Origin of the sequence: Pseudochelatococcus lubricantis, assembly GCF_011762225.1 — a bacterium.
Lineage (GTDB): Bacteria > Pseudomonadota > Alphaproteobacteria > Rhizobiales > Beijerinckiaceae > Pseudochelatococcus > Pseudochelatococcus lubricantis.
In genome coordinates this window covers 403,173-429,162 of record NZ_JAASQI010000002.1, presented here as the reverse complement: position 1 = coordinate 429,162, position 25,990 = coordinate 403,173, and the positions used below count along the sequence as shown (strand labels likewise).

Sequence of the window (25,990 nt, the reverse complement as noted above, 5' to 3'; positions counted from 1 at the left end):
AATTCAGCCTCTCTCAAGCAGCGGTGGAAAGGCACGCATGCCGGTTCGACACGCCCTGCCCTCGTGACGCGCGGAAGCAAGACTATAGCCACGATTGTGGCAAAAGCAGGCCTCTTTCAACGCACACCTCTGGAAAGCTGTTCCCGTTCCTCGGATAAAATTCCGAAAAAACAGGAAGATAGAGCCGCTGTTGCGCCCCCGTCTCTCTATCGGTCGCCCCATCTACCACCATCACGCATCGGGATGGCGGAGGATCAGCGACGCATTCGTTCCACCGAACCCGAAGGAGTTGGACAGAACTGCGCCGATGACCGCCTTGCGCGGTTCATGTGGCACGAGATCGATGTCCGTTTCAACGGATGGATTGTCGAGGTTCAGTGTCGCCGGGGCAATCTGGTCGCGAATGGCGAGCACGCCGAATATCGCCTCGACTGCCCCGGCAGCGCCGAGCAGATGGCCGATCGACGATTTGGTCGACGACATCAACGTCCCTCGGGCATTGTCACCAAGAAGGCGTTCCACGGCCCGCAGTTCGATCTCGTCACCGACCGGCGTCGAAGTGCCATGGGCATTGATGTAGTCGATATCGGCGGGCGACAGCCCGGCGCGCTTGAGCGCCGCCTGCATGCAACGGAACGCGCCATCGCCGTCTTCCGCTGGAGACGTGATATGGTATGCGTCGCCGGACAGCCCGTAGCCCACCACTTCCGCGTAGATTCGCGCGCCTCGCGCAATCGCGTGATTGCGCTCCTCCAGCACGACCACACCGGCGCCCTCACCCATGACGAAACCGTCTCGGTCCCGATCATAAGGTCGCGAAGCACGCTCCGGCGTATCGTTGAAGGACGTAGACAGAGCACGGCAGGCGGAAAACCCCGCAAGCGCCAGTCGGTTGACAGGCGATTCCGTCCCACCCGCAATCATTACCTCGGCATCGCCCAGCGCAATCAACCGCGCCGCGTCGCCGATAGCGTGCGCGCCGGTAGAACAGGCCGTGACAACCGAATGGTTCGGTCCCTTGAGGCCATTGGCGATCGAGACATAGCCCGACGCCAGATTGATCAACCGCCCGGGAATGAAAAACGGCGACACACGCCTGGGACCGCGTTCGTGAAGCGTGATCGACGCATCATAGATGCCACCGACGCCGCCGATACCCGAGCCGATCAGCACGCCGCTGGCGATCTGGTCTTCGTAGCTTGTCGGACGCCAGTCCGCGTCATCGAGCGCCTGCCGGGCCGCTGCCATCGCGTAGACGATGAACGGATCAACCTTGCGTTGCTCCTTCGGCTCCATCCAATCGTCAGGATTGAAGGTTCCGTCGGCCCCATCCCCAAGTGGTATAGTACAGGCAATCCGGCACGGCAGATCCGCCGTCTCGAATGCCTCAACCGGACGCGCACCGCTCAATCCTGCGAGAATTCTCTGCCAGGTAACGTCAACGCCACATCCAAGCGGAGAAACGACACCCAGACCGGTGACAACCACGCGCCTCATGTCCGTCCACCACCTGCGCGGGCGTCCGGACCGAAGACGGTCAGACCGCACGCTTCCTCAGCAAGCGCCACGACCAAAACCATCAGGCAGAAACGTTCTTCTCAAGGAACTTGATGGCGTCACCGACAGTGACGATCGTCTCGGCGGCGTCATCGGGAATCTCGACGCCAAACCCTTCCTCGAAGGCCATCACGAGTTCAACAGTGTCAAGGCTGTCAGCGCCCAGATCGTCGATGAAATTCGCAGACTCCGTCACCTTGTCGGCGTCGACGCCCAGGTGTTCCACGACAATCTTCTTCACGCGATCAGCGATATCACTCATATTTCAGTCCTCGTTATATTAACTGACGATATTCCAGACGCCGCATCTCGACGGCAACTCTGGCTACACGAGCGCGGCGACACAAACAACCCGTTCCGCGGGATTTCCGGGCATAACCACACCCGATGCGGGCCTCGCCGAACCCACGCGCGGCGCCGATAAACGGAACGCCATGCAATCTCACTCGCGGACATGAACACAATGAACAGCAGTCCCTCACCGACCGGAAAAAACTGTCATCGCACAACATGTCTGGCTGGATATAGCGTCAGGAGCCCCACCCGCGCGCATCCTCTGCCGGACATCTACCACCGCGACATCCAGAAACCTTCCGGCCCGCGCAATCGCCTGTCAACCACAGGCACTGCCGGGACATATTCGTAAAACACCCCCTGCGCGGTCGCCCCGCATGCGTCATCGTGCACAATCAGTCACGTAAACGCAATGATGGTTGTTATCATACTCCCCACCTGTTGGCGAGAGGAGAAACGGGCCGCCAGAGATACGGGTACCGACCAATAACCATCTCAGATCATTGCCATTCCGCCGTTGACATGAAGGGTCTGCCCCGTCACATAGCCTGCCTCGTCGGACGCAAGATAGACGACAGCCGCGGCGACATCCTTGCCGAGGCCGAGTCGCCCGGCCGGTACCCGCGACAGAATCGATTCCCTCTGTTTGTCGTTGAGCGCGTCGGTCATGGGCGATTCGATAAAGCCCGGCGCCACCGCGTTGACCGTGATATTGCGGCTCGCGACCTCAGCGGCGAGCGACTTCGTCATGCCGACAAGTCCCGCCTTCGAGGCGGCATAATTGCCTTGGCCCGGGTTGCCGGTAATTCCCACGACAGACCCTATTCCGATGATCCGGCCATAGCGCCGGCGCATCATGCCCTTGACCGCAGCGCGCGACAGCCGGAAGGCCGCGGTGAGATTGACCGCGATGACGGTATCCCATTCCTCGTCCTTCATGCGTATGAAGAGATTGTCGCGTGTGACGCCTGCATTATTGACAACAACATCGAGCCCACCGAGCGCTTCTTCCGCCGCAGGCACGAGGGCCTCGACCTCGGCGGCATCCGCGAGATTGGCGGGTGTCACCACGACGCGCTCTCCAAGCTCTTGCGCAAGCGCCTCAAGAACCTCGCGGCGCGTGCCCGACAATGCAACGGCCGCGCCACGTGCATGCAACGCCCGCGCGATCGCGCTGCCGAGCCCCCCGGTGGCCCCGGTGACGAGAGCCTTCTTGCCTGTCAGGTCGAACACGGTTCTTCTCCCTTGGAGCGTCATTTCGGGAAGCGGCTACCAATTTCCAACGAAATCTGACGCATAAACAACTCGTTAGAACAACAACGCAGCCCCGTCTCTTGCCAGCAGTTCTAACGCGCCAACGCGAGGATGGACAGAAAACCGGCGATGTCGTCCGGCGCGCCGACGGAAAGCCCTCGCGCGGTTGGCGCGATCCGCTTGGCGAGACCGGTCAACACCTTGCCGGCGCCAAGTTCGATGAATGCGTCCACCCCTTCCTGCGCCATGGCGGTCACACTCTCGCGCCAGCGAACTGTGCCCGTCACCTGCGCGACAAGCGCATCGCGGATATCGGCCGGGCTGGAAATGGGCGCGGCGAGCACATTGGCGAATACGGGCACCAGCGGATCCGCCATGCTGACGGACGCGAGTGCGGCGCGCATGCGCTCCGCCGCTGGCTGCATCAACGGGCAATGGAAAGGTGCCGACACGGGCAGCAGGATCGCCCGCTTGGCGCCCCGCGCCTGCGCGATCGCGATGGCGCGGTTGACGGCGGCGACGTGGCCGGAGACCACGACCTGTCCCGGACCGTTATCATTGGCGGCCGCGCATACATCCTGCTGCGCAGCCTCTTGTGCGATGGCCGAAGCCTCCTTGAACTCCAGCCCGAGCAGCGCCGCCATGGCGCCTTCGCCCACGGGAACCGCCTGTTGCATCGCTTCGCCACGGACACGCAGCAGGCGCGCGGTATCGGCAAGCGTCAGGGCGCCGGCGGCCGCGAGCGCCGAATACTCGCCGAGGGAATGACCGGCGACGAAGGCAACGTCCTCGGCGACGTCGAGATCGCTTTCGCTTTCCAGTACCCGCACCACTGCAAGGCTGACCGCCATCAGGGCCGGTTGGGTGTTAACCGTGAGCGACAATTCATCGGCCGGCCCCTCCCAGATCACCTGGCTCAGATGCTGCCCGAGTGCGTCGTCCACCTCCTCGAACACCCGACGCGCGACAGCAAAATTCTCAGCCAAAGACTTGCCCATACCCGGCGTCTGGCTACCCTGCCCCGGAAATGTCAATGCTATCGCCATGCCTGCCACCGCCCTCAACTCCGAATCTTCACCAATCACGTCGGACCCCGAGCGCCTCGGAATTCCAATTCGGAAAGGCTTTCTGCAAACCGGGTGCGCAGAGCCGTTCCCGACTCCTCTTCCACCACGTTGGCCGCACAGCCGGATCAACCGGCGATCGCCGCCGCGATCGCATCGAGCGCGGCCTGAGCATGATCGCCGTCCGGGCCGCCGGCCTGTGCAAGATCACGGCGCCCACCGCCACCCTTGCCACCGAGTTGCTCCGCACCGATTCTCACCAGCGCGACCGCGTCGAAGCGATCGCTGACATCAGGCGTAACGCCGACCACGATGCCTGCCTTGCCGTCATCGGCGATGCCGACGATGGCGACAACCCCCGAACCAACACGCTTTCTGGCGTCATCGGCAAGGCTCTTGAGGTCCTTCGTCTCGATGCCCGACACCACGCGGGCCAGAAGCCGCGTGCCGCCGATTTCCTGCACAGGTGCCTCCGCCGCATTATCGCCGCCCAACGCCAGCTTCCGGCGCGCATCCGCCAGCTCCCGCTCAAGCTTGCGCCGTTCCTCGACAAGCGCCTCAAGACGGGCGCCAGCTTCATTCATGGGCGTGCGCAACAAATCGGCAAGGCCATGCAGCAACTCACTTTCAGCCACGAGTTGCCGACGCGCGCCCTCGGCTGTCATCGCTTCGATCCGGCGGACGCCCGAAGCGACAGCACTTTCCGATACAATACGCACCAGACCGATATCGCCCGTCCGCGTCACATGCGTGCCACCGCACAGCTCAATGGAGAAAACTTTCCCGCCGGCCTCCGGGCGCGTGCCCATGGAGACGACGCGAACCTCGTCGCCGTACTTTTCGCCGAACAGCGCCCGCGCTCCGCTTTCGATCGCCTCGTCAACCGCCATCAGGCGCGTCTCCACGGGTTCGTTGCGCAGAACTACTGTGTTGGCAAGATCCTCGATCTGCCGAAGCTCGTCGGCACTGATCGGGCCGGGATGGCTGAAATCGAAGCGCAGGCGATCCGGCGCCACCAGCGATCCCTTTTGAGCCACGTGATCCCCCAAGATCTCACGCAGCGCCTCGTGCAGCAAGTGCGTCGCTGAATGGTTGGCGCGAATGGCACGGCGGCGGGCGCTGTCCACGATGAGTTCCACCGCGACGCCAGGCGCCAGTTCACCTTCCTTGACGCTCACCCTGTGCACGAAGACATCGCCAAGTTTCTTCGACGTGCCGAGGATATCGGCGCTGACATTTGCCCCCGAGAGGCTACCGGTATCTCCGACTTGCCCGCCCGATTCGGCGTAGAACGGTGTCTGGTTGACAAGGAGGAGCCCTTCCTCCCCGGCACCCAGAGAGGTGACCTCGACGCCGTCCTTGACCAGAGCTGTGATGATTCCCTCAGCCGAATCAACATCATAGCCGAGAAATTCCGTCGAGCCGACGCGATCCCTGAGGGAAAACCACAACGTCTCCGTCGCCGCCTCGCCCGATCCCGCCCAAGCCGCACGGGCGAGTTCACGCTGACGCGCCATCGCGGCCTCGAAGCCCTCATTATCGACAGAAACGCCGCGGGGGCGCAATGCGTCCTGCGTCAGGTCGAGCGGAAAACCGTAGGTATCGTAAAGGGTGAACGCCACTTCTCCCGGCAACCGGTCTCCCGCCGAAAGAGACTCTGTCGCCGAATCCAGCATTGCCAGACCGCGCTCCAGCGTCTTGCGAAAACGCTTTTCTTCCAGATGCAGCGTCTCGACGATCAACGACTCGGCGCGTACGAGTTCGGGGTACGCCTGCCCCATCTGGCGCACCAGCGCCGGCACGAGCCGCCACATCAGCGGCTCCCGCGCACCGAGGAGTTCCGCATGGCGCATGGCACGACGCATGATGCGGCGCACGACATAGCCGCGTCCCTCGTTCGAGGGCAACACGCCGTCCGCCACCAGGAAAGCCGAAGCCCGCAGGTGATCGGCGATTACGCGATGGCTGACAGCCTGAGGACCATCGGGATCGACGCCGGTGGCATTGGCCACCGCCTCGATCAGCGCGCGCATCAGATCAGTGGCGTAGTTGTCGTGCGTGCCCTGGAGCACCGCGGAAATACGCTCAAGGCCCATTCCCGTATCGATGGACGGACGCGGCAACAGCAGTCTCTGGCCGGGACTGACCTGATCGTACTGCATAAACACGAGATTCCAGATCTCGATGAACCGGTCGCCATCCTCATCGGGGCTGCCAGGCGGGCCGCCTGGAATATGCTCGCCGTGATCGTAGAAAATCTCGGAACAGGGACCGCAAGGGCCGGTATCCCCCATCGACCAGAAATTGTCCGAGGTCGCGATGCGGATGATCCTGTCATCCGGCAAGCCGGCAATCCTCTTCCACAGATCAGCGGCCTCGTCGTCCTCCGCGAAGACGGTAACCAGCAGCTTTTTTTCGGGCAAGCCGAATTCGCGCGTCACGAGCTTCCAGGCAAGTTCGATGGCGGTCTCCTTGAAGTAGTCGCCAAACGAAAAATTCCCGAGCATCTCGAAAAAGGTATGATGGCGGGCAGTATAGCCGACATTGTCGAGATCATTGTGCTTGCCGCCCGCGCGCACGCACTTCTGCGCGCTGACGGCCCGCGAGTAGGGTCGCTTCTCCGCCCCCGTGAAGACGTTCTTGAACGGAACCATGCCTGCGTTGGTGAACAGCAGGGTCGGATCGTTGCGCGGCACAAGAGGACTCGACGGCACGGCCTCGTGGCTGTTGGCCGCGAAATAATCAAGAAAAGTGGACCGAATCTCGTTTACACCGCTCATTTACGCCCTGCCTGACCCCTGGGACGGACGTGCTGCACAAGCGATCCGTCGCCATTCCGAACTCCCGGCATCGCCATCGCCCGCCGTCCAACCGGCATAGACGCTGGCGGCAAGGCCCGCAACCCGGTTCGACAGGCAGGATGGCGTCCCGCAAAAGCCTTGACTATCGGGATTTCATGCGTTTGGAAATCCGGAAAAGCGTATGCGCGGCATTTTTTAGAAACGGATGCGGCATCTTCCAGCCGCTATATCAGCCGGCACCCTCATCGGCATCCTCAGTCGACGGATCGACGTTTTCGAGAATACGATCCGCCAGCACTGTCGAGTTCTGGCGGATGGCCGCCTCGATCCTGTCCGCGACCTCAGGATTGCTCTTGAGAAACTGTTTCGCGTTCTCGCGCCCCTGCCCCAGCCGCTGACTGTCGTAGGAAAACCACGCGCCCGACTTGTCGACGATGCCACCCTTCACGCCGAGATCGAGCAACTCGCCAAGCTTGGACACGCCCTCACCATACATGATGTCGAACTCGACCTGCTTGAAGGGCGGCGCCACCTTGTTCTTGACGACCTTGACGCGCGTCGCGTTGCCGACGACCTCCTCGCGGTCCTTGATGGAGCCGATGCGCCGGATATCGAGACGCACCGAGGCATAGAACTTCAGGGCATTGCCGCCGGTCGTCGTCTCGGGAGAACCGTACATGACGCCTATCTTCATGCGGATCTGGTTGATGAAGATTACCATCGTGTTGGAGCGCGAAATGGATGCGGTGAGCTTGCGCAGCGCCTGGCTCATCAGACGCGCCTGGAGGCCCGGCTGCATGTCGCCCATCTCACCTTCAATCTCCGCGCGCGGCGTCAGCGCCGCCACCGAATCGACGACGAGCACCTCGATCGCGCCCGAGCGCACCAGCGTATCGCAGATTTCGAGCGCCTGCTCGCCGGTATCGGGCTGAGATATCAGAAGATCGTCGAGGCTGACGCCGAGCTTGCGCGCGTAGATCGGATCGAGCGCATGTTCGGCATCGATAAACGCGCAGGTGCCACCGCGTTTCTGAGCCTCCGCGACGGTATGAAGCGCCAGCGTCGTCTTGCCCGATGACTCAGGGCCGAAAATCTCGATGATGCGGCCGCGCGGCAGGCCGCCGACGCCGAGCGCGATATCGAGGCCAAGCGAGCCCGTCGACACGGTCTCGATCTCGACCCGGTCCTGCGCCTTGCCGAGCCGCATGATCGAGCCCTTGCCGAACGCCCGTTCAATCTGCGCCAGCGCGGCGTCGAGCGCCTTTGTCTTGTCCATCGAGCTACCTTCCACGAGTCGCAAATCGGCTTTTGACATGACGCTATTCCTTATGGCACCCCACCGCGAATTTCAACGCGCACCGGATATGGTACATATTTTGTTCTTGCGCACAAGTTCTTTTTATGTTCCAACTTATCCGCAATGAAACGCGGATAGGGATGCCATGCGGGAAGAATGCTCATACGGAATGGTCGGCCGGCGCATGCCTCATGCGCCGGCCACAAAAATTGTCGCAGATATCGGCTTAACGCCCCTCGACGGCCGTTACAGTCCGGCGGACGTCTCGGCTGACAACTCGGCCCCCAGAAGCAGCGTCTCGACCTTTTCCACAACCTGGTTCGCCAGCGCTTCGGGATCGGGCAGCGAGGCGTCTAGGTGAAGGTCGGGCTTCAGTGGTGGCTCGTATTCCTGGCCGATGCCGGTAAAGGCAGCTATCTTGCCCTCTTTTGCCTGTGCATAAAGGCCCTTCGGGTCACGCTCGGCACACAGGTCAGGCGGCGCGTCGACAAAGATTTCGACGAATTCGTCGGGCGCAAAGCGCTCGCGCAGCCTGTCACGGTCGGCGCGGAAGGGCGAAACGAAGGCGCACAGCACCACGAGGCCCGCTTCCGTCATCAGCCGAGCGACCTCGCCGACGCGGCGAATGTTCTCCGTGCGCGAGGGTGGGTCGAAACCGAGATCGGCATTCAGTCCCTGCCGCAGGCTGTCGCCATCGAGCGTCATGGTATGGCGGCCAAGCGCGTTGAGCTTCGCCTCCACGAGATTGGCGATGGTCGATTTGCCGGAGCCCGGCAATCCCGTGAACCACAGCACCAGCGGGCGCTGGTGCTTGATGGCGGCGCGCGCGGCGCGGTCCACGTCGAACCCGTGACGGTACACGTTCGTCGCGCCGAGCGGTTGCGCGACCATTCCCGCGGCGACTGTCGCGTTGTTGAAACGGTCGATGAGAATGAAAGCGCCCGTCTGGTTATTTTCCGCGTAGGGGTCGAAGGCAACCGGCACAAGCGTCTCGATCTCGACGAGGCCGATGGCGTTGAGGCCAAGCGACACGACCGGCACCTCCGCCAGGGTCTCGACATCGAGATAATGGCGGATGGCGCGCACCGTCGCCGGTACCACGCGCGTGCCGATCTTGAGGTTGTAGGAGCGCCCTGGCACCAGCATCTCATCCGCCATCCATACGAGGCGTGCGGCGAGGCGCGTAGCGACGATCGGACGATGTTTCGTAGCGGCGAAGACCTCCCCGCGCGGCGCGTCGATCTCGTCCTCGAGCACCAGCGTGACGGCGTCACCCGACCGTGCCTCCGGGCGGTCGCCGTCGAAGGTCACGATGCGCGCGACCTGGCTTGTCTTGCCGGAGCCGGCGGCCACGACCGCGTCACCCACCCTGACGCGCCCGCCAGCCACCGTGCCGGAGAATCCGCGAAAATCAAGATTGGGCCGGTTGACACATTGCACGGGAAAACGGAACGGGCCATCGTCCCCGGCTTCCCGGACGTCGATGGTTTCGAGGTGGCCGAGGAGCGTCGGCCCCTTGTACCACGGCGTGGAAATGCTGGGCGTAGAAATGTTGTCGCCGAACCGCGCCGACAGCGGAATAGCCTCGATTCCGAGAAAGCCGAGCTTTTCGGCAAACACACGATAATCGGCGACGATGTCGTTGAACCGCTTCTCGTCGAAGCCGACAAGGTCGATCTTGTTGATGGCGAGCACCACGTGGCGGATGCCGAGCAGGGAGACGATGACGCTGTGCCGGCGCGTCTGGGTCAGCAGGCCCTTGCGGGCGTCGATCAGCAGGATCGCGAGATCGGCGTTAGAGGCGCCCGTCGCCATGTTGCGCGTGTACTGTTCGTGACCGGGCGTGTCGGCGACGATGAACGACCGGCGCGCGGTCGAGAAATAGCGATAGGCGACGTCGATGGTGATGCCCTGTTCGCGCTCGGCCTCAAGGCCGTCGACCAACAGCGCGAAGTCGATATCGCCGCCCGTGGTGCCGACGCGCCGCGAATCATCCGCCAGCGCGGTGAGCTGGTCGTCGTACACCGCGCTCGTTTCGTACAGCAGGCGGCCAATCAGCGTGGACTTTCCGTCATCGACGGAACCGCAGGTGAGAAAGCGCAGCAGGCCGCGCGCCCCGTCGCCGGACGACGGATGACCGGCGGTGGAAGATTCGGCCTGCGGCATGGCGGGAACGGCGCTCATTCAGAAGTATCCCTCACGTTTCTTGCGCTCCATAGAGGCGCCGCCGTCATGATCGATCACGCGCCCTTGCCGTTCGGAAACCGAGGACGAGTCGAGTTCGGCGATGACGTCCTCCAGCGTTTGCGCCTGCGAGGGGATGGCGCCCGTCAATGGGTAGCAACCCAGCGTGCGGAAGCGAACCGTGCGCAGCTGTGGCTGCTCACCGGGCCGGAGAGGGAAGCGCTCGTCGTCGACCATGATCAGGGCGCCGTCGCGCTCGACGACCGGCCGTTCCGCGGCGAAATAGAGTGGCACCACCGGGATGTTCTCGGCGGCGATATAGTGCCAGACGTCGCGCTCCGTCCAATTGGACAGCGGGAACACGCGCATCGATTCGCCCTTGGCGATCTGGGTGTTATAGAGATGCCACAGCTCCGGGCGCTGGTTGCGCGGGTCCCATGCATGGCTCGCGGTGCGGTGCGAGAAGACACGCTCCTTGGCGCGGCTCTTTTCCTCGTCGCGCCGTGCCCCGCCGAAGGCCGCATCAAAGCCGCCCGCATCGAGCGCCTGTTTCAGCGCCTCCGTCTTCATCACCTGCGTGTGGACGGCCGATCCGGAAGCGAAGGGGCTGACGCCGCGGCGCAGGCCCTCCTCGTTGACGTGGACGAGCAGTTCCCAGTCGTAGTGCGCGGCCATCGCGTCGCGAAACGCAATCATCTCGCGAAATTTCCACGTCGTGTCGACATGCAGCAGCGGGAACGGCGGTTTCGACGGAAAGAACGCCTTGCGCGCCAGATGCAGCATCACGGCCGAGTCCTTCCCGATGGAATAGAGCATCACCGGTTTGCGAAACTCGGCCGCCACCTCACGGATGATGTGGATCGATTGCGCCTCAAGCCAGGCGAGATGCGGCGACAGGCGGCCGCTCCCCGCCTTTGCCGATGCTGGCGCTGTCGATGGAATTTCCCCGCTGTGGGGCTCTGTGGATAACATGGAAGAACCTGGTACCTGCACGGATGAAATTGAGAACGGTTCGCCTGAATCAGGCGTCGCCGTGGGAAATGCGCAGCCGCCGGCGCAGGCCGCCCGGTGCGTCCTCCGCGCCTTCGAGAGATGCGGGCTGGTAATGCTCGCGCACGAACACCACCGCGCCGGTGCGCAGCGCCTCGATGGTGCCCGCGTGGTTCACGTCGAGCGCGTCGAAACCGCATCGATGCAAGGCATTCACCTGATCGCGCAGCACGTCGCCCCGCGCGCGCAGCTCGCCGCGATAACCGAGGCGGTCGCGCAGGATGCGGGCCACCGAGTAGGCGCGGCCGTCGTTGTATTTCGGGATCTCCAGAACGATCACGGCGAAGCGGCGCACGTCCTGCTCCAGCCCGTCGAGCGTCTCTCCCGACTGCAGTGCAAGTCCGATCGGGTCCTCGCGATCAATGAGGGCCGCGCGCTGCGCCAGATAGCGCTCCTTGCCCAGAACGATGGAACCGTGGGGCGGGACCGGCGCATCCTCGCCGATGAACTGCCATTCGTCATCGACGAAAGCGCCGTTCCTGAACAGGGCCATCAGGCACTCCTTCTCGTTACGCCGGCATTCGAGACATGAATGCCGCATTCGGTCTTCGCCTGCCCCCGCCAGCGCCCGGCCCGCGCGTCCTCGCCTTCGGCGACCGGCGATGTACAGGGCGCGCAGCCAATGGATGGATAGCCCTTCGCCACAAGCGGATGGCGCGGCAGGTCGTGCTCGCGCAGATAGGCGACGAGCTCCCCCGCCCCCCAGGTGGCGAGCGGCGAAACCTTGATATGCGTTGCGTCAGCCTCAAAAACCCGCAGCGTGGTGCGGGTCGCCGCCTGATAGCGCTTGCGCCCGGTAATCCAGGCGGCGAAGGGCGCCAGCGCCTCGGCGAGCGGCTCCACCTTGCGCAACTGGCAGCAGCGGTCGGGATCGATGCTGAAGAGCGCGCCGTAGGGATCGGCGGCCTCCATCGTTTCGGGGTCGGGACCGACGCTGCGCACCTCCGTCAGGCCCAGGCGCGCGATGAGCGTATCCCTATACGCCAGCGTTTCCGGAAACAGCCGGTCGGTATCGATAAACACCACCGGCACGGCCCGGTCGATCGTCGCGGCCATATGCAGCAGCACCGCCGATTCCGCACCGAAACTCGACACGAGTGCGATCTTTCCCGGAAAGAGCGCGGTCAGCGAGAGCCGCAACACCTCTTCGGCTGGCAGCGTACCGTAGGCTTCATTCAGCGCCGCGGCGCGCGCGGCGTCCACGGCGGAGGCACCACCCAGTGTTCCGTCAGGCTGCGGCAGAGGTTGCACCATAAAGGGCCTCCTTGAACGGCGCTTCGCCTACCCGGCGGAAGAACGCGAGGAACGGCTCGTCCGGCCCGCTGCGCCGGGCGATATAGGTGTTCACCACGGTCTCGACCGCGTCGACGATGTCGTCCGTCGAGAAACCGCGCCCCACGATGTCGCCGATGGAGGCCGTCTCGTCGCCCGAGCCGCCCAGCGTGATCTGGTAGAATTCCTCGCCCTTGCGGTCGACGCCCAGAATGCCGATGTGCGCGACGTGATGATGCCCGCAGGCATTGATGCAGCCGGAAATCTTGATCTTGAGATCGCCGATCTCGTGCTGCCGGGCAATATCCTCGAAGCGTTCGCTGATTCGCTGCGCCAGCGGAATGGACCTCGCATTGGCGAGCGAGCAATAGTCAAGGCCGGGGCAGCAGATGATATCGGTGATGAGGCCAGCGTTGCCGGTCGCCACCCCCGCCTTCTGCAGGGCGGCGAAGACCTCGGGCACCTCGTCGAGCCGCACGTGGGGCAGAACGAGGTTCTGCTCGTGGCTCACGCGCAATTCATCGAAAGAATAGCGCTCGGCGATATCGGCGATTGCCTCCATCTGCTCGGCCGTGACATCGCCCGGCACCGCGCCCGTCGCCTTCAGCGATACGGTCAGGACGCCATATCCGGGCGCACGGTGTTTGGCGACGTTACGCTCCACGAAGGCGGCCAGCTGCGCGTCGACGACCTTCGCGCGCTCCAGCTTGTCGGAACGCTCCGGCAGCGCCTCGAATGCAGGTGGCGCGAAATAGTCGGCAATGGCAGCGATTTCTTCATGCGGCAAAGTCAGCTTGCCGCGCTGGCGGATGTCCTCGTACTCGCTCTCGATCTGGCGGCTCACTTCCTCAAGCCCGGCCTCGTGCATCAGGATCTTGACGCGCGCCTTGTACTTGTTGTCGCGGCGACCGAACTGGTTGTAGACGCGCAGCACCGCTTCCGCATAGCTCAGAAGCTCGCCCTCGGGCAGGAAATCACGCACCTTCTTGCCGATCATCGGTGTGCGCCCCAGCCCGCCGCCGACATAGACGGTGAAGCCGCGCTCGCCGGCCTCGCTCTCGACGATCTGGAGGCCGATGTCGTGCACCTGGATCGCGGCGCGGTCATGGGCGGCGCCGTTGACGGCGATCTTGAACTTGCGCGGCAGGTAGGTGAACTCGGGATGCAGCGACGACCACTGGCGCAGGATCTCCGCATAGACGCGCGGATCGGCGACCTCGTCCCGCGCCGCGCCGGCGAAATGATCGGCCGAGACGTTGCGAATGCAGTTGCCGGACGTCTGGATCGCGTGCAGCTCCACCTTGGCCAGATCGGCGAGGATGTCAGGGACGTCCTCCAGCCTGATCCAGTTGAACTGGATGTTCTGCCGCGTGGTGAAATGGCCGTAGCCCTTGTCATAACGGCGCGCCACGTGGGCGAGCCCGCGCAGCTTGGCGCTGCTCAGCGTGCCGTAGGGAATGGCCACGCGCAGCATGTAGGCGTGCAGCTGCAGATAGACGCCGTTCATCAGGCGCAGGGGCCGGAACTCGTCCTCGGTCAGTTCGCCGGCGAGCCTGCGGCGCACCTGATCGCGGAACTCCGCCACGCGGTCGGTGACGAAACGGCGGTCGAACTCATCGTAACGATACATGGCAGTCTCCCCGCGGCTCAGGCGGATGCGGGCGCCGAATGCGCCAGAATGACGGAGGTGCCCGCCGTGGGCCCGCCCGCGGCACGGATCGCCTCGCGCAGCACGGTGGGGACAATGACGTCGCCCTCCACTTTCACGTTGACGAGATAAGGGCCGACGACGCGGTTGTTCCGCTCGTCCCCGGCGCCCGCCGCAGCCAGCGCCTCGGCCGCCTCCGGTGCGTCGACGACCTCGGCATCGCTGATATGCGTCGACCACGCGCCCCCGGTCGTGCGGAACACCACCAGCCCCGAATGAAGGTCGTTGGCGGTCAGTACCTGCGGAATCGCCGCCTTTGCATCGCGTTTCATGTTGCCTACTCCGCCGCCAGAAGGGACGCGGACGCCTCGGTCCGCTGTGCGATCGGCCCGGCCGCGCCGAAGTCGCCGGCCGCCACCGCATCGCCGACAAGGATCAGGACCGGCCCGGCGACATCCACCCGCTCCGCCAGCCCCGGCAGATCCGCCAGCCGGCCGAAGAAGGCGCGGCTGTCCGCCCGGCCCGCATTCTCGATCGCGGCCACGGGCGTGGACGGCGCAACGCCGTTACCGACCAACCGCTCATATGTCTCGACAGCCGCCGTGCGGCCCATGTAGACGCCGATCGTGCCGCCCGCCCGTGCCACTTCCGGCCAGCCCTTCGGCTCGGTGCCGTTCGCGCCATGGCCGGAGGCGAACACCAGCGAGGATGACACGCCGCGCAGGGTGAGCGGCACGGCATAATCCGCCGCCGCCGCGAGGGCGGCCGTAACACCGGGGACGACGGTGTAGCGGATGCCCGCCTGCCGCAGCGCGGCGATCTCCTCCCCCGCGCGGCCGAACACCAGCGGATCGCCCGCCTTCAGTCGCGCCACGTGCTTGCCCTCGCGGGCGAGCTTCACCAGCAGGTCGTTGATGGCGCCCTGCGTCACGGAATGCTTGCCCTTGGCCTTGCCGACGCCGATGCGCGCGGCATCGCGGCGGCCCATCTCGACCACGGCATCCGGCACCAGCTGGTCATGGACGATCACGTCCGCGCGCTGCAGGAGCCGCTGGGCGCGCAGGGTCAGCAGATCCTCTGCGCCCGGCCCCGCGCCGATCAGCCAGACGACGCCTTCGCCGTCCTGCCCCTCGGCCTGCGCGAGTTCCGACAGCGCGGCGCGGCGCGCGCCTTCCAGATCGCCGGCAAGGGCCAGCTCCGCCCCGCGCCCGTCGAATAGCGACGTCCAGAAACGGCGGCGGCGGGCATTGCCGGCCAGCGCCTCTCCCACACTGTCGCGCACGCTGCGCGCCAATTCGCCGAGCCGCCCGAACTCGGGCGCGAGCAAGGCTTCAACCGCCGCGCGCACACGCTGCGCGAGGACGGGCGCGAGGCCGTCCGTCGCGATCGCCACCGAGACCGGCGCACGGTCGACGATGGCGGGCACGGCGAAATCGCACAGCTCCAGCCGATCGACGACATTGACCGGCACGCCGGCCTGACGGCCAAGCGCCGCGAGCGCCCTGTCGCGCGCCTCATCCCCCGTGGCGATGAACAACAATGCCGCGCCAGACAGATCCCCGATACCCGGCTCGCGCGGGTGCACCGTCACACCGTGCTGGCCGGCAAGCGCCATCAACTCGGGCGACGCATGCGCGGCGAACACGACGGGCCTGCCCTCGGTGCGCAGCAGCAGCCGCAGCTTGACGAGCGCTTCCTCGCCGCCGCCCACGAGAATTACAGCACGGCCGGCCACATCATAGGAAACCGGAAAGAAACGCAGACGGGCCACGGATTGACTGCCATCCTCTACTGACACATTCTCGCCATGGCTATTTCCGGACAGAGGCCCGCGAACGCCGGCAGAACGTGATGGCGGGCGCTCGCCCCATGCGCCGCAAAACCCGCCAAAAACGATAAATCACGCTATCACACGCGGTATAGTTTTGAAAATACATATTTTATATGTATTTTAAGGAGCGCCGCATAAGTATATAAAATCAGTGGTGTTTTTGAACACCGCAAGGCGCCCGGCGGTCAATCCGCCGGGAACAGCCGCGCCTTCCGCAAATGCAGGCCGACCCGGTCATTCACCGACCACGTCTGTTCCGCCGGCACCTCGACCTCGATCAGCACATCCGAGAACGCGACGCGCACCTCCACCCGGCGACCGTTCACCGTGCGGCGCTGCGAGGCGATGATGCCGGGAATGCCCGTGCCGTAGGGCGCCAGCGTCACTTCGTTGGGACGCAGGTAGATGGTTGCGCGCCCCTCCGCCGCCCCTTCGGGATCGACATCGAGCGGATCGCCGGCGAGCAGCACCTTGCCGCCTTTCACCTCCACCGGCAGCGCCACCGTGTCGCCGAGGAACGAAAGCACGAAGGGAGAAGCCGGCTTTTCATAGATTTCGTCCGGCGTGCCGACCTGTTCGAGCCGGCCATTGGCGAGGATCGCCACCCGGTCGGCGAGTTCCAGCGCCTCGTCCTGGTCGTGGGTCACGAAGATCGTGGTGTGGCCGGTGCGGTCGTGGATGTCGCGCAGCCAGCGGCGCAAATCCTTGCGGACCTTGGCGTCGAGCGCGCCGAACGGCTCGTCGAGCAGCAGCACACGCGGTTCCACGGCGAGCGCGCGAGCCAACGCCACGCGCTGACGCTGGCCGCCGGAAAGCTGCGCCGGATAGCGCCTGTCGAGACCGTCGAGCTGCACGAGTTCGAGCAGTTCCTGCACCTTGCGCCGGATTGCCGCCTGCGGCGGCCGTTCCTTGCGCGGCCGCACGCTGAGGCCATAGGCGATATTGTCCGCCACCGTCAGGTGCTTGAACAGCGCGTAGTGCTGGAAGACGAAGCCCACCCGCCGCTGCTGTACCGTCAGGTGCGTCGCGTCCTCCGTGCCGAAGAACACGCTGCCCGTGGTGGCGAATTCGAGTCCGGCGATGATACGCAGCAGCGTGGTCTTGCCGGAACCGGAAGGCCCCAGCAGGGCGATGAGTTCGCCGGGGTGGATCGCGAGATCGACGCCGTCGAGCGCCTTCGATCCGCGAAACTCCTTCCCGATGCCGCTGACGCGGATCCCGACGGTGCCCGCCTGCACGGCGGCGGACCTAGTGCCCGCCACGCCCGGCGAGGGAGTCTGCAAAACGCCACTCAAGGATGGACTTTGCGGCAAGGGTGATGAGGGCGAGGAGGGCAAGGAGCGAGGCGACGGCAAAGGCTGCTGCGATATTGTATTCATTGTACAGAATCTCGATGTGGAGCGGCATGGTGTTGGTCAGGCCGCGGATGTGGCCGGAAACGACGGCGACTGCGCCGAACTCGCCCATTGCCCGCGCGTTGCAGAGAAGGACGCCGTAGAGCAGGCCCCAGCGGATGTTCGGCAGTGTTACAGTGCGGAACGTCGTGAACCCGGAGGCGCCGAGCGACAGGGCGGCTTCCTCGTCCGTATTGCCCTGCTCCTGCATCAGCGGAATGAGTTCGCGCGCCACGAAGGGGAACGTCACGAACACCGTCGCGATGACGATGCCAGGCAGCGCGAAGATGATGCTGATGTTGTGCGCCTGCAGGAACGGCCCGAAATAGCCCTGCGCGCCGAACAGCAGCACGAACACGAGGCCCGAGACCACGGGCGAGACCGAGAACGGCAGGTCGATCAGCGTGATCAGGAAGCTCTTGCCGGGAAACGAGAACTTCGCGATCGCCCACGACGCGGCGACGCCGAAGACGAGGTTGAGCGGCACCGCGATGGCGGCAACCGTCAGCGTCAGGCGGATGGCGGACTGCGCATCCGGCTCCGAGAAGGCGGCCAGATACGTGTCGAAGCCCCGCTTGAATGCCTCCAGAAACACCGTGATGAGCGGCAGCAGCAGGAACAGAGCCAGGAAGACGAAGGCGATGCCCAGCGCAACGCCCTGCACGAGCCGGCTTTCCGTGGTCACGGCATGGCGCGCCGCGCGACCGGTGGTGCCAGAGACATCCGCAGGGATGGACGCGGGAGCGGATGAATGCTCAGACATAGCCGAACCTCTTGCGGCTCCACGCCTGGATGAGATTGATCAGCAGCAGGATCGAGAAGGAGATCGCCAGCATCAGGGTCGCGATCGCGGTCGCGCCGGTGTAGTCGAACTCCTCCAGCTTGATGACGATCAGCAGGGGCGCGATTTCGGAAATATAAGGCAGGTTGCCGGCGATGAAGATCACGGACCCGTATTCGCCGACCGCCCGCGCGAAGGCGAGCGCGAGGCCGGTGAGGATCGCCGGGATGAGCGGCGGCAGCAGCACGCGCCAGATGGTCTGGGCGCGGCTGGCGCCGAGCGTTGCCGACGCCTCCTCCTGTTCGCGGTCGATCTCCGCGATCAGCGGCTGCACCGTCCGCACCGTGAAGGGAACGCTCACGAAGACAAGCGCGATGAAGATGCCGACAGGCGTATAGGCGATCTTGATACCGTAGGGCGCGAAGATGCTGCCGATGAGACCATTCTGAGCATAAAGCGCCGAAAGCGCGATGCCGGCGACCGCCGTCGGCAGCGCGAAGGGCAGGTCGACGGCCGCGTCGATCAGGCGCCGGCCGGGAAACCGGTAGCGCGTCAGCACCCACGCAATCAGCAGGCCGAACACGGCCGCGAAGACGGCGGCGAGCAGCGCGGTGCCGAAGCTGAGCTTGAGCGCGCCGGCCACGCGCGGATCGGTGGCGACATTCCACAGACCCGAAAGTCCGATGCCGGACGCGCGCAGGATCAGCCCGCCCAGCGGGATGAGGACGATGATGCCCAGATAGACGAGCGTGTAGCCAAAGGCGAGGCCGAAACCCGGTATCACGCTCTTTTGCCGGAAGCGGGGAAGCCACCCCTCTCTCGCGGTCGCGACTGCTGCCATGATGCAACGTACTTTCAACTGTATGGAACCGTATCGGCTGCCGCACGGCGGAACGACGACCTTGTCAACGCCTGCGGCGCCTCCATCGTTCCGCCGCGCAGCCCTTCATTGCCGTGCTTACTTCTGCGCGATTGCCTTGCTGATTTCGTCGAAGACCGAGCTTTCGCCGAAGAAGCGCTTCTGGATGGTCGCCCAGTCGCCGAACTTGTCCTCCGCCCGGAAGAGCTTCAGCTTCTGGAATTCCGGCACGCCGCCCGCCGCGACAGTCTCCGGACGGGAGGGACGGTACCAGTTCTTGGCGATGATCGTCTGTGCCTCGGGCGAGTAGAGGAAGTCGAGATAGGCTTCCGCCGCCTTGCGCGTGCCCTTCTTGTCGACGTTGCCAACCACGAGCGCGACCGGCGGCTCCGCGGAGATGGAGAACGGCGGCACGACGATGTCGAACTTTTCGGCGCCGAATTCGCTGAGGATCAGGTGAGCCTCGTTCTCCCACGCCGGCAGCACATCGCCGAGGTCGCGCTGCGCGAAACTGATGGTGGAACCGCGCGCGCCGGGATCGAGCACCGGGACGTTCTTGTAGAATTTCGTCACGAATTCCCGCGCCTTCGCATCGTCGCCGCCATGATCGAGCACGAAGCCCCAGGCACTGAGGAAATTCCAGCGTCCGCCGGCCGACGTCTTCGGATTCGGGGTGATGATCTTCACATCGTCGCGAACCAGATCGTCCCAGTTCCTGATGTTCTTCGGGTTGCCCTTGCGCACCACGAAGACGACGGTGGAGGTATAGGGCAGGCCGTGGTTCGGCAGCTTCTCGCGCCAGTCCTTGGGAATGAGGCCGGTTTCACGGGCGATCAGGTCGATGTCGGAAGCGATGCCGAGCGTCACGACGTCCGCCTCAAGCCCCTCGATGACCTTGTTGGCCTGTCCGCCGGAGCCGCCGTGCGACGTGCGCACCACGACATCCTCGCCGGTATCCTTCTTCCATTTCGCCTGGAACACTTCGTTGATCTGGCGATAAAGCTCGCGGGTGGGATCATAGGAAACGTTGAGCAGGGTCGTCTGGGCCTGCGCGGGGGCGGCGCCCGCCAGCCCGGCCAGCACCACCGCCGCGGCCGACGCCATTGCCAGGACGCCACGCCTCGAAAAAACTGTCAGTCTGGAAACCATTGGCCCTCTCCGTCTGATGATGACCCATTGTCACCACCGGCTGGAATTATTTCAATAGTTTTTTTGTAGTTTTTATAAATTTACAGATATAGAGTGTAAATTAATGGTCATTCCGCGACCGCGAAACGCACATTGGAATCCCTCAAGATATTGCTGCACAAGCGAATTATTCGTCTGTCGGAAAGTTATTTTATTAATTCTATTGATTTTATATTTTATTGACAAGAGCGGATTGTTGCGCGATATAGAGGGTGTTCGCGAAGCGCGTCGACACGGCGCTGCCCGCGAGCCGCGGTGATTTGAAAGCGCAGCTTGCGCCGCGAGACCAAACGCTAAAGCGCCACGAGTAAGTTCGTGGGGTCATTGCGCGCACGGGTTTTCCGGCAATCGTCGATGGATGGCTGAGGAAGGCCTGCACGCCAACAATCAGGAGAGGCACCATGGCACTTTCTTCGACAACAACAACCTTCGGGAACGAAATCTCCGGAAAACCAGAGGCGCGTCTCGTGCCTCCCGCTCCGGTTCATGCAGCCGTCACGATCGTATGTCTTGCGTCTATGCAGCAATGTCCGGTCTGTCCGCATTGATTGCGCCGCATTTCATCTGGTCCTGAATTTGCATGGTGAAGCCGGTTCGAACCGGTGGGAGCTGACATGTTTGACAATTACCTGATCGAAATCTCCGGCAAGCCCGCGGGGATCATAGCCCGCGATGCCAACGGCTACCGCTTTCATGCGTCTGAAAACGCATTCAACGATCTCGACGGGCGCATCTTCGCTGACCCCCAGGCTGCCGAGCGCGCTGCGCGCAAGCTCATCGCCAGGCGCCGGGCCGATGCCGGCCCCCGCGGCAACCACCGCGCGGGCAGCGAGAGCGACTACATCCCGGCGTGATCGCCGGTCCGGCCCTGTCGGCCGGTCCTGAAGCGGCCATCCGGAGGCCCGCTTGCCGCACGCAACCCGCCTCTTGCAAGATGCCTCCGCTTCCGTCAGGAGAAGGGGATGATGAACATCCCTTCCCCTGGCCATCCGCCGCAGCCGCCGGCCGGCGGCGCGGTTGCCGGCCGCTCCGCGATCATCCGCCTCGCGGGCGTGGGCAAGCAGTTTCCGGCGCGCAAGGACGGCCAACCGGTCGAGGCACTGTCGGACATCGATCTCGACGTGCCGGCCGGTTCCGTCCTTGGCGTGATCGGCCGCAGCGGTGCGGGCAAATCGACCCTGATTCGTCTGGTGAACGGGCTGGAGAAGCCGACGAGCGGGCAGGTGATCGTCGACGGTGTTGACGTGTCGCGGCTGCCGGAAAATAAGCTGCGTGCGGTGCGCCGCAACATCGGCATGATTTTTCAGCACTTCAACCTGCTGTCGTCGCGTACGGTTTTTGACAACATCGCCCTGCCGCTCGAAGTCGAGGGCGCGGCCGCGCCCGTCATTCGCGAGCGGGTGGAGCGTCTGATGTCGCTCGTCGGCCTCGACGACAAGCGCAGCCGTTATCCAGCCGAACTCTCGGGCGGGCAGAAGCAGCGCGTCGGCATCGCCCGCGCGCTCGCGACCAATCCGAAGGTGCTGCTGTCGGACGAGGCGACGTCCGCGCTGGACCCGGAGACGACGCATTCCATTCTGTCTCTGCTGTCGGCCATCAACCGGGAACTCGGCGTCACCATCCTGCTGATCACCCACGAGATGGCCGTGATTCGGGCCATCGCGCAGCAAATGGCTGTGCTCGACGGCGGCCGCGTCGTCGAGCAGGGCGACGTCTTCGACGTTTTCACCCGGCCGCAGCATCCGACCACGCGCTCGTTCCTCGCCGCCGAAACGGGACGGGCACCGCCGTCCTTTGTGGCCGACCGTCTGGCGCACGAGGACGCGCCGGGCATGGAGACCGTGATTCGCATCATCTTCCGCGGGCGCTTCGCCACCCATCCCGTGCTGGCACAGGTCTCGCGGGAGCTGGACATCGATGTGAACATCCTCGGAGGCACCATCGACGCCATTGGCGGCAAGCCGTTCGGCGTGCTCATCGTCGGCGTGCCGGGCGGCCGGGACCTGTCGGAGAGGTTCGTCTCCTTCCTCGCCGCGCGCGATCTCGATACGGAGGTTCTCGGCTATGTCCCTGCCAGCGCTTTCGCTTGACATCCTGCGCCTTGTGGGCGGCGCGACGTGGGACACGCTCTACATGGTGGCGCTGTCGTCGCTGGCGGCCTCGCTGATCGGCATGCCGCTCGGCATCTTCCTCGCTACGAGCCAGCGCGGCGAGCTGTTCGCGGCGCCCCTCGCCAACGGCGTCGTCGGCGCGGTGGCGAACGCGCTGCGCTCGACGCCGTTCATCATCCTCGCGGTGTCGATCATCCCGTTCACCCGGCTGGTCGCCGGCACGTCGATCGGCACCACCGCCGCCGTGGTGCCGCTCACAGTCGCCGCCTTTCCCTTCGTCGCCCGTCTCGTGGAGAGTGCCGTGCGCGAGGTCGACCAGGGGCTGATCGAGGCCGCGCGCGCCATGGGTGCAAGCCCGCTGCAGATCGTGCGCAAGGTGCTGGTGCCGGAGGCATTGCCCGGCATCGTGCTCGGCCTCACGCTCGCCGTCGTCAGCCTGATCGGCTATTCGGCCATCGTGGGCGTGGTCGGCGGCGGCGGGCTCGGCGATCTCGGCATCCGCTACGGCTACCAGCGCTTCATGCCGGAAGTCATGTTCATGGTCGTCGTGGTGCTGATCGTGATGGTGCAGGCGGTGCAAAGCGCCGGCGACTACCTCGCCCGTCGCGTCAACCGCCGGATCAGGCGGGCCTGACTCCACGACGCGCCAATGCCTGCCCGGTCCCGCGCCTGTTTGAACTTGCGCCGGCATGCCCGGAACGATATCCGGTCCATCGGGATCGGACAACGCTCCGCGATTCTTTCGTCGAGGTGAATTCTTGACGAACGGCCGATTTCGTTGACGGACGGACGCTCTGACAAGCGGCAGTCCGGTGGGCCGTGCGTGGTGCCGGCGCCAACCCCGGAGGTGGTGTAAGCTTTGGCGTTGCGTGTGGTGGAAACGGTCTCTGCGGCCGTCAGGAAACTGCGCTCCTCCCTCGCGGAAATCGCGATGGTGGGGGCCGTTCGGGGGGTGTTCGGCCTGCTGCGCCTGCTGGGGCCAGACCGCGCCAGCGACCTGGGCGGCACGGTGGCGCGTGCGGTCGGCCCGCTGCTGTCGGTGCACAGGGTTGCACTCGCCAACATCCGCGCCGCCTTTCCCGATGCGGATGAGGCGCGGGTGCGGGAAATCGCGCTCGGCGCGTGGGAAAACCTGGGCCGCACGGGCGCCGAATACGCGCATCTCGACACGCTGTTCGACTACGACTACTTCGCCCCCAAACCGGATGCGCGCACCGAAGTCGTCGGCATCGAGCATTTCATCGCGCTGCGCGACGATGGCAAGCCGGGCATCGTCTTCTCGGCGCATCTGGGCAACTGGGAACTGCCTGCGATCTGCGCCAGCCGCTACGGCCTCGACACCACCGCGATCTTCCGCGCCCCCAACGATCCGGCCGTGGCGCGGGCGGTGCATGAGGTGCGCTCCCGCACCATGGGCAATCTGGAGGCCGCGCGGCAGGGGGCGGCCTTCGTGATGTCGAACGTGCTGGAGAAGGGCGGCCATCTCGGCATGCTGATCGACCAGCACTTCACGCGCGGCATCGCGGTGCCATTTTTCGGCCGCCCCGCCCTCACCAATCCGATCCTGGGGAAATTCGCGCGCCGGTTCGACTGTCCGGTGCATGGCGTGCGGGTGATTCGCCTGCCCGGCCATCGTTTCCGCCTCGAACTGACGCCGCCGCTCGACCTGCCCCGCGATGCGGAGGGGCATGTCGACCCCGCCGGCGCCATGGCGGCGATGACGGCGGTGGTGGAAGGCTGGGTGCGCGAGTGTCCCGAACAATGGCTGTGGATGCATCGCCGTTGGCGCACGCCGGCCACGGCGGCGGTGGCCGCCGCACCGGCGCCGCAGCCGTCACCCTAACGTTACTTTCCTTCCGCGTCGTGTTGCTGTTCACTGGCCGCCAGGAACGAATCCCTGTCGGGAAGAGCCCCTGCAAGAACAAGCCCCCTGCAAGCCTCAGGAAAGAAATGGCCTCACCGCTTTCCCGCCGCACGCGCCTCTCAGAACCTCTGCGGTTCTCCGCCGGCATGCTTATCGGCGGCCTGCTGGGCGTCGGGCTGCTTCTGCCGCATCCCGCCTCCGCCCAGCAAACCGCACCGCCCGGCCACACGCGCGCCGTGGTGGAGCTGTTCACAAGCCAAGGCTGCGCCTCGTGCCCCCCCGCCGACCGGCTGATGTGCGACTACGCGCGCGACAGCAGCATCGTCGTGCTCACACTCCCCGTCACCTGCTGGGACTATCTGGGCTGGCGCGACACGCTCGCCAACGAGAAGTTCACCTGGCGCCAGCGCATCTATGCCAAGCTGAGGGGTGCGCGCGGGATCTACACGCCGCAGGCCGTCGTCAACGGCGTGGCGCATATGGTCGGCTCCGATGAGAAGGCGCTGAAGAAGACGCTTGCCACGCTCGCGGTGGAGTCACAGCGCCGGTTGCCGGTAGGGGTCGCCATCGTCCGGGATGACCGCGGCTTCCACATCACCATCCTGCCCGGAGAGGATTCCCCGCGCGAGCGCGCCACAGTAGTGCTCGCGCCATTCTACCGGGAGCGGACGGTGAGCGTCGAGGGTGGCGAGAACACCGGCCGCAAGCTGGAATATATCAACGTGGCGCGCGACCTCATTCCGCTGGGCGCCATGCCCGCCGAATCGCGGCCCGAAACGCCGATGACGTTCGACCTCACGCACGGCGAGGCGCTGCCCGACAAGACGGACGGCTTCGCGATTCTCGTGCAAAGCGGCGATCCCTCCGCCCCCGGGCGGATGCTCGGCGCGGCCACTTTCCTCATGCCGCAATAAGAACCCCTCACAAAACCTCCGCGTTGAGGATGGCCGAGGGATTTTGGTCATCCTGCAACACGCCGAACGCCGTCGATGCTGGTTGCATCGGCGAGGGTCGGCAACGCAGCAGGGGGTAAAATCACCGGCCAGCCGACCCCGCGAGGCTCGCGGTTCACGCCAGCCCGGCCTGCGCCAGCGCCTCGGGAGAGGCGGGCTTGATCTCCACCGACTCCCCGCAGCCGCAGGCGGACGTCTGGTTGGGGTTGTTGAAGACGAAGCCGGACGACAGCTTATCGATCCTGAAGTCCATTTCCGTCCCGAGCAGGAACAGCACCGCCCTCGGGTCGACGACGAGCTTCACGCCCTTGTCCTCCACCACGTCCTCGCCGGGCGCGATGCCCTCGGCGTATTCCATGGTGTATTCCATGCCCGCGCAGCCGCCCTTCTTCACGCCGAGGCGCACAGCGGCGATGGGCCTGTCCGCATTGTCGATGATTTCCCGCAGCCGCTCCGCAGCCGCTTCAGTGAGCGTGAGCACCTGAAATCGGGGGCGCTTCCTGAGGGGAGCCGACGCGGGGCCGGTGGACGATATCATTGCCATGATCCTTCGTTCAGGGTTCAAGGCCCTGCATAAAGACGCTTCAT

23 protein-coding genes are annotated in these 25,990 nt (G+C 64.8%); 5 read left to right on the top strand and 18 right to left on the bottom strand.

Annotated elements, in window-relative coordinates; translation table 11 throughout:
• Nucleotides 1–231: 231 nt before the first annotated feature.
• The 17 genes from fabF to FHS82_RS05820 form a co-directional block, all read right to left on the bottom strand.
• Nucleotides 232–1,497 (bottom strand): beta-ketoacyl-ACP synthase II, encoded by a 1,266-nt coding sequence (gene fabF / locus FHS82_RS05900; RefSeq protein ID WP_166949796.1) that lies wholly within the window; start codon nucleotides 1,495–1,497, stop codon nucleotides 232–234.
• Nucleotides 1,498–1,579: 82 nt separating this feature from the next.
• A complete protein-coding gene (locus tag FHS82_RS05895) occupies nucleotides 1,580–1,819 on the bottom strand; it encodes an acyl carrier protein (RefSeq protein WP_166949794.1) in 240 nt (79 codons plus the stop codon).
• A gap of 527 nt (nucleotides 1,820–2,346) precedes the next feature.
• Nucleotides 2,347–3,084: a 3-oxoacyl-[acyl-carrier-protein] reductase gene (gene fabG / locus FHS82_RS05890; RefSeq protein WP_166949792.1), complete on the bottom strand. Its 738-nt coding sequence runs from the start codon at nucleotides 3,082–3,084 to the stop codon at nucleotides 2,347–2,349.
• 113 nt (nucleotides 3,085–3,197) lie between these two features.
• Nucleotides 3,198–4,151 carry an ACP S-malonyltransferase gene (fabD, locus tag FHS82_RS05885; protein WP_166949789.1) on the bottom strand — a complete coding sequence of 318 codons (954 nt, stop codon included), beginning with the start codon at nucleotides 4,149–4,151 and terminating at the stop codon, nucleotides 3,198–3,200.
• A gap of 146 nt (nucleotides 4,152–4,297) precedes the next feature.
• Entirely contained in the window at nucleotides 4,298–6,949 is a 2,652-nt protein-coding gene (gene alaS / locus FHS82_RS05880) for an alanine--tRNA ligase (RefSeq protein WP_166949787.1), read from the bottom strand.
• A gap of 250 nt (nucleotides 6,950–7,199) precedes the next feature.
• Nucleotides 7,200–8,285 (bottom strand): recombinase RecA, encoded by a 1,086-nt coding sequence (gene recA / locus FHS82_RS05875; RefSeq protein ID WP_166949785.1) that lies wholly within the window; start codon nucleotides 8,283–8,285, stop codon nucleotides 7,200–7,202.
• Between the two features lie 228 nt (nucleotides 8,286–8,513).
• A complete protein-coding gene (gene cysN / locus FHS82_RS05870; RefSeq protein ID WP_166950247.1) occupies nucleotides 8,514–10,433 on the bottom strand; it encodes a sulfate adenylyltransferase subunit CysN in 1,920 nt (639 codons plus the stop codon).
• 18 nt (nucleotides 10,434–10,451) lie between these two features.
• Nucleotides 10,452–11,423 carry a sulfate adenylyltransferase subunit CysD gene (gene cysD, locus FHS82_RS05865; protein ID WP_166949783.1) on the bottom strand — a complete coding sequence of 324 codons (972 nt, stop codon included), beginning with the start codon at nucleotides 11,421–11,423 and terminating at the stop codon, nucleotides 10,452–10,454.
• A 49-nt stretch (nucleotides 11,424–11,472) separates the two neighbouring features.
• Nucleotides 11,473–11,994, bottom strand: a complete 522-nt coding sequence (locus FHS82_RS05860; protein WP_166949781.1) for a DUF934 domain-containing protein — start codon at nucleotides 11,992–11,994, stop codon at nucleotides 11,473–11,475.
• A complete protein-coding gene (locus FHS82_RS05855) occupies nucleotides 11,994–12,755 on the bottom strand; it encodes a phosphoadenylyl-sulfate reductase (protein ID WP_166949779.1) in 762 nt (253 codons plus the stop codon). Before FHS82_RS05855 ends, FHS82_RS05860 begins: the two co-directional genes overlap by 1 nt.
• Nucleotides 12,730–14,403 (bottom strand): nitrite/sulfite reductase, encoded by a 1,674-nt coding sequence (locus FHS82_RS05850; RefSeq protein ID WP_166949777.1) that lies wholly within the window; start codon nucleotides 14,401–14,403, stop codon nucleotides 12,730–12,732. Before FHS82_RS05850 ends, FHS82_RS05855 begins: the two co-directional genes overlap by 26 nt.
• Before the next feature lie 17 nt (nucleotides 14,404–14,420).
• Complete coding sequence (locus FHS82_RS05845; RefSeq protein WP_166949775.1) at nucleotides 14,421–14,753, bottom strand: DUF2849 domain-containing protein; 333 nt, start codon at nucleotides 14,751–14,753, stop codon at nucleotides 14,421–14,423.
• A 5-nt stretch (nucleotides 14,754–14,758) separates the two neighbouring features.
• The gene (gene cysG / locus FHS82_RS05840) at nucleotides 14,759–16,192 is read right to left on the bottom strand and encodes a siroheme synthase CysG (RefSeq protein ID WP_166949773.1); all 1,434 of its coding nucleotides are present in this window, start codon (nucleotides 16,190–16,192) and stop codon (nucleotides 14,759–14,761) included.
• Between the two features lie 245 nt (nucleotides 16,193–16,437).
• Nucleotides 16,438–17,469, bottom strand: a complete 1,032-nt coding sequence (locus FHS82_RS05835; RefSeq protein WP_377699903.1) for a sulfate/molybdate ABC transporter ATP-binding protein — start codon at nucleotides 17,467–17,469, stop codon at nucleotides 16,438–16,440.
• A gap of 31 nt (nucleotides 17,470–17,500) precedes the next feature.
• A complete protein-coding gene (gene cysW / locus FHS82_RS05830) occupies nucleotides 17,501–18,409 on the bottom strand; it encodes a sulfate ABC transporter permease subunit CysW (protein ID WP_166949771.1) in 909 nt (302 codons plus the stop codon).
• A complete protein-coding gene (gene cysT, locus FHS82_RS05825) occupies nucleotides 18,402–19,268 on the bottom strand; it encodes a sulfate ABC transporter permease subunit CysT (protein WP_166949769.1) in 867 nt (288 codons plus the stop codon). The genes cysW and cysT overlap by 8 nt, the downstream gene beginning before the upstream one ends.
• A 117-nt stretch (nucleotides 19,269–19,385) precedes the next feature.
• Nucleotides 19,386–20,390, bottom strand: coding sequence for a sulfate ABC transporter substrate-binding protein (locus FHS82_RS05820; protein ID WP_166949767.1), 1,005 nt, complete (start codon nucleotides 20,388–20,390; stop codon nucleotides 19,386–19,388).
• 698 nt (nucleotides 20,391–21,088) lie between these two features.
• Between FHS82_RS05820 and FHS82_RS05815 the strand changes: the two genes are divergently transcribed.
• The 5 genes from FHS82_RS05815 to FHS82_RS05795 all read left to right on the top strand — a co-directional run bounded on the left by FHS82_RS05815 (nucleotide 21,089) and on the right by FHS82_RS05795 (nucleotide 25,363).
• A complete protein-coding gene (locus FHS82_RS05815; protein WP_166949000.1) occupies nucleotides 21,089–21,328 on the top strand; it encodes a DUF6894 family protein in 240 nt (79 codons plus the stop codon).
• Between the two features lie 111 nt (nucleotides 21,329–21,439).
• Nucleotides 21,440–22,564, top strand: coding sequence for a methionine ABC transporter ATP-binding protein (locus FHS82_RS05810; RefSeq protein WP_166949765.1), 1,125 nt, complete (start codon nucleotides 21,440–21,442; stop codon nucleotides 22,562–22,564).
• Nucleotides 22,539–23,219 (top strand): methionine ABC transporter permease, encoded by a 681-nt coding sequence (locus FHS82_RS05805; protein WP_166949763.1) that lies wholly within the window; start codon nucleotides 22,539–22,541, stop codon nucleotides 23,217–23,219. The genes FHS82_RS05810 and FHS82_RS05805 overlap by 26 nt, the downstream gene beginning before the upstream one ends.
• A gap of 240 nt (nucleotides 23,220–23,459) precedes the next feature.
• Nucleotides 23,460–24,428 carry a lipid A biosynthesis lauroyl acyltransferase gene (locus FHS82_RS05800; protein ID WP_166950242.1) on the top strand — a complete coding sequence of 323 codons (969 nt, stop codon included), beginning with the start codon at nucleotides 23,460–23,462 and terminating at the stop codon, nucleotides 24,426–24,428.
• Between the two features lie 107 nt (nucleotides 24,429–24,535).
• Complete coding sequence (locus FHS82_RS05795; protein ID WP_166949761.1) at nucleotides 24,536–25,363, top strand: DUF1223 domain-containing protein; 828 nt, start codon at nucleotides 24,536–24,538, stop codon at nucleotides 25,361–25,363.
• 154 nt (nucleotides 25,364–25,517) lie between these two features.
• On the opposite strand, the gene FHS82_RS05790 is transcribed toward FHS82_RS05795, so the two are convergent.
• Nucleotides 25,518–25,946: a HesB/IscA family protein gene (locus tag FHS82_RS05790; RefSeq protein WP_166949759.1), complete on the bottom strand. Its 429-nt coding sequence runs from the start codon at nucleotides 25,944–25,946 to the stop codon at nucleotides 25,518–25,520.
• Between the last annotated feature and the right edge of the window lie 44 nt (nucleotides 25,947–25,990).